The organism is Microcystis sp. M53603_WE2 (genome assembly GCF_030065435.1).
The window spans coordinates 1-6,095 of sequence record NZ_JASJFF010000195.1 but is presented as its reverse complement, the minus strand read 5'-3'; the positions used below and the strand labels follow the sequence as shown (position 1 = coordinate 6,095).

Genomic DNA, 6,095 nt, shown 5'->3' with positions numbered 1-6,095 from the left:
GTAAAAGCTCTAAGCGTCAAGTACCAGAGAAACCAATTATTTTAGAGGTTTTGAACTGTATCGTAGGGGCCCCCGAAAACAGGCTTCTGTAAGGGAGCGAAAGTCTGGGGAGAGAACCACCTCTGGGTGGGATTTCGCCAGGAATCTAATTCAAGTGGACTCGTTGAGCCAGAAATTCACAGCAGTGATGCTAGAAGAATCCACGTCTGTTTAAGGCGTGGGGTATGTCAAACTAAAAATTGTCTTAATATTCTAACCCTGTTGATCATGAAATCTCGTTATCGGCTGCGTCTTCAGATCTGTCTTGTCTTTCTCATTGTTGCTCTGACGAGTTTCTCTCCTTGGCTAACCCCTAGCGCCTATGCGGGGATCGATGATGATCGCCTCGATGGTAATATTTTTGTGGTCTATGCGGGTAATGGTTCCCTCGTGCCACCGCGTTTAAATTTAGCGGAAACTTTTCAACGGAAAATTCCAGCTATTATTGTCTATTATTTGGATGATAGTAGCGATTGTAAGCAATTTGCGGCGATTGTCTCCCGTTTTCAAGAGTTTTACGGTCGCGCCGCCAGTATTATCCCCGTAAGTGTCGATTCTATCCCCTTAAAGTCTTCCTATCGTGCCGATGAACCGGGTTACTATTATCGCGGTGGGGTTCCCCAAACGGTGGTTTTAGACCAACAAGGTAAAGTGGTTTATGATGGTTTGGGCAATGTTAAATATGAAGATGTGGATGATGTCTTAAGAAAGGTTTTTGAGCTTTTGCCTCGATCGCAATCGCTAGAGTTAAAAAGACGCTCTTTTAACGAGTTTAACGCTGAATTACGCTAGTTACCTCTTTTTTATCCTCAATTGAACCAAAAATAATCATTTAGAGATGCTGTCAGCAGCGTCTCTATCTTGTTTTTAGGAAAAATAAAATTATTTACCTATTGTTTTTATTATCATTTAAGATTTATTTGAACCAAGAAATGCTAGATAATTCAGATTTTATCTGGAGTAACACTTGAAAAATATTTGCAACAGTGCCAGACTGAAAAAAGTTTGCTAACCTGATTATACTGAGAACAATAATCATTCTTATAGGTGTGGGAGACAGCAATGAAAATCAAGCAAAATTTCCTAACAGCAGCCATATTACTGGGTTTTTCTGGTCCGGTACTGGCTAATAGTCTCGAAAACCTCTCTAGTAACCCCATGGCACAGGTAACAAGTGTCAATCAATTGCGGGATGTTTCTCCCACCGCCTGGGCTTTTGAGGCCTTAAGAAGTCTCGTGGAGAGGTATGGTTGTATAGTAGGTTATCCTGACCGCACTTTTCGCGGTGAACGCGCTTTAACTCGTTGGGAATTTGCCGCCGGGTTGAATGCTTGCTTAAATACCCTAGAAAGATTGATTCAAGAAGGAGTAGCGGTATTAAAAGAAGATCTAGACAAAATCAAGCGATTAGTCAGGGAATTCGAGACAGAATTAGCGGCATTGGGTGCTAGGGTTGATAACTTAGAAAATCGAGTCGCTTTTCTGGAAAATAATCAATTTTCCACCACCACTAAATTAACCGGGGAAGTGGTGATGGCATTATATGGGGTAGCCACAGGAGAAAAAAACGGTGGTGAAGGGATTCCCCAAGTGCCAGCTTTTGGTTATCGGGCCCGTTTAGAATTAAATACTAGCTTCACAGGCAAAGATTTACTCTATACCCGTCTAGCAACGGGAAATATTGCCGATTTAGCCGATACTACGGGAACTTTTGAAAGCACCTTAGCCTTTACCCAACCGGACGGCAACGATTTATTGCTAGAAGTTTTAAACTACAGTTTCCCCCTAACGGAAAATATCCAACTCTGGTTAGAAGCGACGGGAGGTGCTAAAGATGACTTTACCAATACCCTCAACTTTTTGGATGGAGATGGTGCTAGTGGGGCGCTTTCCGCTTTTGGTACTCGCAATCCCCTTTATTTTGCCCCCGGACAAACTGGACTCGGTTTACAGGGTAATTATGGGGCTTTGCAATTCAGCGCCGGTTATCTTGCCGGGGATGCTAACGATCCTAACCCGGGTGCGGGTTTATTTAACGGTTCCTATACTGCCCTAGGGCAGCTGGGTTATGTTCCTAACGAGAATTTTGGCATTGCTTTATCCTACCTTCATGGTTATAACCAATTAGATACGGGAACGGGAAGCCAGCGCTCGAATTTCCGATTTTTCACCGAAGAACTATTCGGGGAGGCTGTGCCGACAATTAATAATAGTTTGGGTTTACAATTTACTTGGCGAATTGTCGATGGTTTTGTCCTCGGTGGTTGGGGTGGCTATACAAAAGCTATCACTCTTAGCACCTTAGATGGACAACTAGAACGCGGGGATTTAGATATCTGGAATTGGGCGGTAACTTTGGCTTTTCCTGATTTATTTAAGGAAGGAAATACGGCGGGTATTATTGTTGGTATGCAGCCCTGGGTATCTAGTTCTAGTATTAGATTAAATGATGGCAGTGCCACTAATGATCCCGATACTTCCTTTCATATCGAAGGATTTTATGAGTGGAAACTCACCGATAATATCGCCCTTACTCCGGGGGTAATCGTGATTACTTCTCCTAACTCTAATAACAACAATTCCACCTTAGTTATCGGTACTATCCGCACGACTTTTACTTTCTGATTTGTCTAGGCAGCCAGTCAGAAATAAAGATAAAGTATGACGGGATTTGACTTCATTTCTCCACTGGCTGCCGTTCCGCACTCTAGACTAACTGAATGAAGGGGCATTTATGGTATTTTTAGAGGCAATTTAGCCTATTTTTGTGGTTTCTTTTTTGATGGATTTAGAGGGTTTTAGTTTATGTTTGAGGGTTGAAGTTGTGGCGAAGAGGTCGAGGACGATTTGAGGAACACTGTTAAATGTGATTAAATAGAGTACAATAAAAGTTGAAGATACACCTAGTTACCTAGTTAAGCCATGAAACAAGTTCTCAAAAATATTAAGGTATCGGAGATTCCTACACTAATCGCTCAGTTAGGTCTTTCTCCTGAACAAGAAGTTAATCTGACGATTGAGGAAAATTCAGAAAGTCTTATCTCAATTATGGATAAAGTCGGCAAAAAAGCTCAAGCTAAAGGTTTGACAGAAGATAAACTAACAGAACTATTAGTAGATGAATCCTAATCGAGTTGTTATAGATACAAATGTTTTTATTAGTGCTTTACTAAATCCCCTAGGAACACCCAAAAAAGTAATCAATATAGCAGTCAGTCAATTTACTATTCTCCAGAGCGAGGCAACTTATCAAGAATTGGCAACGAGAATAAGTAAAAATAAATTTGACAAATATTTAGAAAAAGATGATAGGTTAGATTTCTTGTCGTCTCTTAAAAATAGGAGCTTATTTGTTGATATATGGCATGAAACGAGAGTTTGTTCCGATTTAGATGATAATAAATTCTTAGAATTAGCTGTATCTGGAATGGCACAATACATCATAACAGGCGATAAGGAGCTTTTAATTCTCAATACTTATCAAGGGATTCCAATTATTACTCCAGCAGAGTTTTTAGTTATTTTCTAGTGTCCCTGAGAATTTTTTGAGGGAGGAAGGCAAAAAAATAAACCTACTCAAGATTGAATGAAGGGGCATTTATGGTATTTTAGAGGCAATTTAGCCAACTTTTGTGGTTTCTTTTTTTGTTGATTTAGAGTGTTTTAGTTGGCGCTTGAGGGTTGAAGCTGCGCCGAAGCCGAAAGGGATGATAATTAACACATACCGCTCGAACTGTTATCTTTTGATGATGAGTAATTTGTTTAGCTTGCTATTGCTGCTAAATCGGTAGTTATACTGGCATTATATCTGGATAATGTTATGATCCCGACAGGGGTAAATTTTATTGCGATTGCGTTAGCGCAAATACAATGTTGATAAAAATTAATGTAGTAACTATAATATATAGCGGTTCTCACACCTGTGTGGCACACTTAAACCTTTGCTAATTAAGCTTTTCAACATCGATAGTGTACCTCTTGCGAACAGGAAACGCTATAGCTACATTTGGAGAGTAAAATTGAAGTGGACATGGGACGACAACAAAAATCGGACAAACAAGCGCGATCACGGCTTGAGCTTTGAAGCCGCTCAATATGTTTTTGCCGATTCTCTCGCTGTCAGCCGTCTTGATCCATACCCAGAGGAAGAACGCTGGCAGACTATCGGACTGATCGGTAAACTGACTGTATTTGTGGTGCATACTTGGCCGGAGTCTGATTCAGTGACCGGAGAGGAAACGGGACGAATTATTAGCGCACGCAGGGCAACAGCCCATGAAAGGAGGGCTTATGAAGAAGGGAGATTGTAATCCAGTACCGCCAGAGATACAGGCTGAAATTGACGCTCTAGCCGCATCACAAGAGCCTATCCGCACAGATCTGATCCCAGAGGCTACGGGAGATTGGAGCAGGGCGCGGCGTGGTGTATTCTATCGTCCGCTCAAACAGCAGATAACTCTAAGCCTTGATGCTGACCTGATAGACTGGTTCAAAACCCAGGCCACACAAGAGGAGGGGTATCAGACCAGTATTAATCGCGTCCTGCGAGAATATGTGGAAACACAGGCAAAAAAATAAACCCCCTCAAGATTGATTGAAGGGGTATTTATGGTATTTTTAGAAACAATTTAGCCTACTTTTGTGGTTTCCTTTTCATGGCGATACAATGAAGTTACTGCCACTTAATGAAACCTCTATGAACCTCATCCTTCCCTCTAAACTTCTGCAAACAGTACAAATGACTGAAGCTCAAATGCTCACGGAAATCGCTGTCATGCTTTATCAGCAGCAACGCCTTAAATTTGAACAAGCAGCCGAACTAACGGGAATGGCACTCGATGATTTCTACCAATTGCTAGTATCGCGTAATATCCTCACTCCACCCACTGACCCTGACGACGAACCAAAAGAACTCATCCTCACCAGTCTTTGTATTTCTCTTCAGCAAGCTAAAGAAGGCAAAGTACATCCCATCTCTGAACTCTGGGATGGCATAGATGACTGAAGAAATTCCCTCTATTAAGCTCCTTTTCTCTGATGAATTCAAGGATCGACTTCGCACCCTCGCCAAACGCTATCGGAGCATTCGTACTGACCTACAACCTCTAATTGATGACCTTCAGATAGGCAAATTCATCGGCGATCAAATACCAGGAATAGGCTACACTGTCTTTAAAGTTCGCCTCAAAAACAGCGATATTCAAAAGGGCAAAAGTAGCGGCTATCGTGTTATCTATCAACTTAAAGACAATGGTTGTGTTTTGATGCTCCTCATCTATACCAAATCTGACCAAACAGACATCCCAGCGCAGCAAATTCAAGACATCATTAATAAGTTTGACAATTTTTAGAAGTATTAATAGATGCCAAAAATAAACCCTCTCAAGATTGAATGAAGGGACATCGATGGTATTTTTAGAGGCAATTTAGCCTACTTTTGTGGTTTCTTTTTCAGTGGATTGAGAGGGTTTTAGTTGGCAACTGATAATAAAGCTTCTTCTATTGGCTTTGGTAACTCAATAGCATGAAACCGATTCACAGAAAAAGCGTAATCTTCACCACTTTCATCAATAACCCGAATTAGACTGTTTATTTCTGCTGTCTCATCAGGGATAACGCGGTATATTTTGCCCACCTCTAGTGAAGCTTCGTAGCCTTCATTATTGAGACAAACTGCGAACTTATTTGTTGGAGATGACTCTATTTTCATGGTCAATCTAGAAACGGTAACTTGAGCTTAAATTCTTTTTTGCCGATGCCATGAGCTTCATACCAATGGACTTCAGCTAACCTTACTAAGCTAAACGGCGCTTAACCTGCATGATCCAATAGCTATAACCCTTTTGGAGTCTATATCGGTGATCCGAAGTAAAAGCCGTTTAGCTTATACCATTGGGAAGCTGAACTTGGGCTATGCCCTTTAATTTTCTCCATTTACCTTTGCCATACTGTTTTTGCAACCGTTCCCGATTACGAATTCCTGTTCCTGTGGCAATAATCTCGATATTCGTAATATCGCTGATAATCTCAAAGTCCACGATCGATCAAGCAATCTT

9 protein-coding genes are annotated in these 6,095 nt (G+C 41.2%); 8 read left to right on the top strand and 1 reads right to left on the bottom strand.

Features of this window, described 5'->3' with window-relative positions; translation table 11 throughout:
* Window positions 1-267 precede the first annotated feature (267 nt).
* From PX481_RS04115 to PX481_RS04080, 8 genes are all read left to right on the top strand, one after another.
* Window positions 268-831, top strand: coding sequence for a thylakoid membrane photosystem I accumulation factor (locus tag PX481_RS04115; RefSeq protein ID WP_043999545.1), 564 nt, complete (start codon window positions 268-270; stop codon window positions 829-831).
* Between the two features lie 270 nt (window positions 832-1,101).
* The gene (locus tag PX481_RS04110; RefSeq protein ID WP_288028140.1) at window positions 1,102-2,664 is read left to right on the top strand and encodes an iron uptake porin; all 1,563 of its coding nucleotides are present in this window, start codon (window positions 1,102-1,104) and stop codon (window positions 2,662-2,664) included.
* 297 nt (window positions 2,665-2,961) lie between these two features.
* A complete protein-coding gene (locus tag PX481_RS04105) occupies window positions 2,962-3,168 on the top strand; it encodes a hypothetical protein (RefSeq protein WP_002763776.1) in 207 nt (68 codons plus the stop codon).
* Window positions 3,158-3,568, top strand: coding sequence for a putative toxin-antitoxin system toxin component, PIN family (locus PX481_RS04100; protein WP_002763774.1), 411 nt, complete (start codon window positions 3,158-3,160; stop codon window positions 3,566-3,568). Before PX481_RS04105 ends, PX481_RS04100 begins: the two co-directional genes overlap by 11 nt.
* Before the next feature lie 544 nt (window positions 3,569-4,112).
* On the top strand, window positions 4,113-4,349 hold the full coding sequence (locus PX481_RS04095; RefSeq protein WP_288055718.1) for a BrnT family toxin: 237 nt from the start codon (window positions 4,113-4,115) through the stop codon (window positions 4,347-4,349).
* Window positions 4,330-4,617 carry a BrnA antitoxin family protein gene (locus PX481_RS04090; RefSeq protein WP_288028137.1) on the top strand — a complete coding sequence of 96 codons (288 nt, stop codon included), beginning with the start codon at window positions 4,330-4,332 and terminating at the stop codon, window positions 4,615-4,617. Before PX481_RS04095 ends, PX481_RS04090 begins: the two co-directional genes overlap by 20 nt.
* Before the next feature lie 88 nt (window positions 4,618-4,705).
* Entirely contained in the window at window positions 4,706-5,044 is a 339-nt protein-coding gene (locus PX481_RS04085; RefSeq protein ID WP_002763765.1) for a UPF0175 family protein, read from the top strand.
* Window positions 5,037-5,390 carry a hypothetical protein gene (locus tag PX481_RS04080; RefSeq protein ID WP_002763763.1) on the top strand — a complete coding sequence of 118 codons (354 nt, stop codon included), beginning with the start codon at window positions 5,037-5,039 and terminating at the stop codon, window positions 5,388-5,390. The genes PX481_RS04085 and PX481_RS04080 overlap by 8 nt, the downstream gene beginning before the upstream one ends.
* 119 nt (window positions 5,391-5,509) lie before the next feature.
* Here the strand turns inward: PX481_RS04080 and PX481_RS04075 are convergent, their stop codons facing one another.
* Window positions 5,510-5,749, bottom strand: coding sequence for a hypothetical protein (locus PX481_RS04075; RefSeq protein ID WP_002751846.1), 240 nt, complete (start codon window positions 5,747-5,749; stop codon window positions 5,510-5,512).
* Window positions 5,750-6,095 lie beyond the last annotated feature (346 nt).

Bases quoted from the DNA above. Each gene is read 5' to 3' on its own strand.
- PX481_RS04085 (WP_002763765.1), top strand. From the start codon at position 4,706: ATGAAGTTACTGCCACTTAATGAAACCTCTATGAACCTCATCCTTCCC.
- PX481_RS04100 (WP_002763774.1), top strand. From the start codon at position 3,158: ATGAATCCTAATCGAGTTGTTATAGATACAAATGTTTTTATTAGTGCT.
- PX481_RS04080 (WP_002763763.1), top strand. From the start codon at position 5,037: ATGACTGAAGAAATTCCCTCTATTAAGCTCCTTTTCTCTGATGAATTC.
- PX481_RS04110 (WP_288028140.1), top strand. From the start codon at position 1,102: ATGAAAATCAAGCAAAATTTCCTAACAGCAGCCATATTACTGGGTTTT.
- PX481_RS04075 (WP_002751846.1), bottom strand. From the start codon at position 5,749: ATGAAAATAGAGTCATCTCCAACAAATAAGTTCGCAGTTTGTCTCAAT.
- PX481_RS04090 (WP_288028137.1), top strand. From the start codon at position 4,330: ATGAAGAAGGGAGATTGTAATCCAGTACCGCCAGAGATACAGGCTGAA.
- PX481_RS04105 (WP_002763776.1), top strand. From the start codon at position 2,962: ATGAAACAAGTTCTCAAAAATATTAAGGTATCGGAGATTCCTACACTA.
- PX481_RS04115 (WP_043999545.1), top strand. From the start codon at position 268: ATGAAATCTCGTTATCGGCTGCGTCTTCAGATCTGTCTTGTCTTTCTC.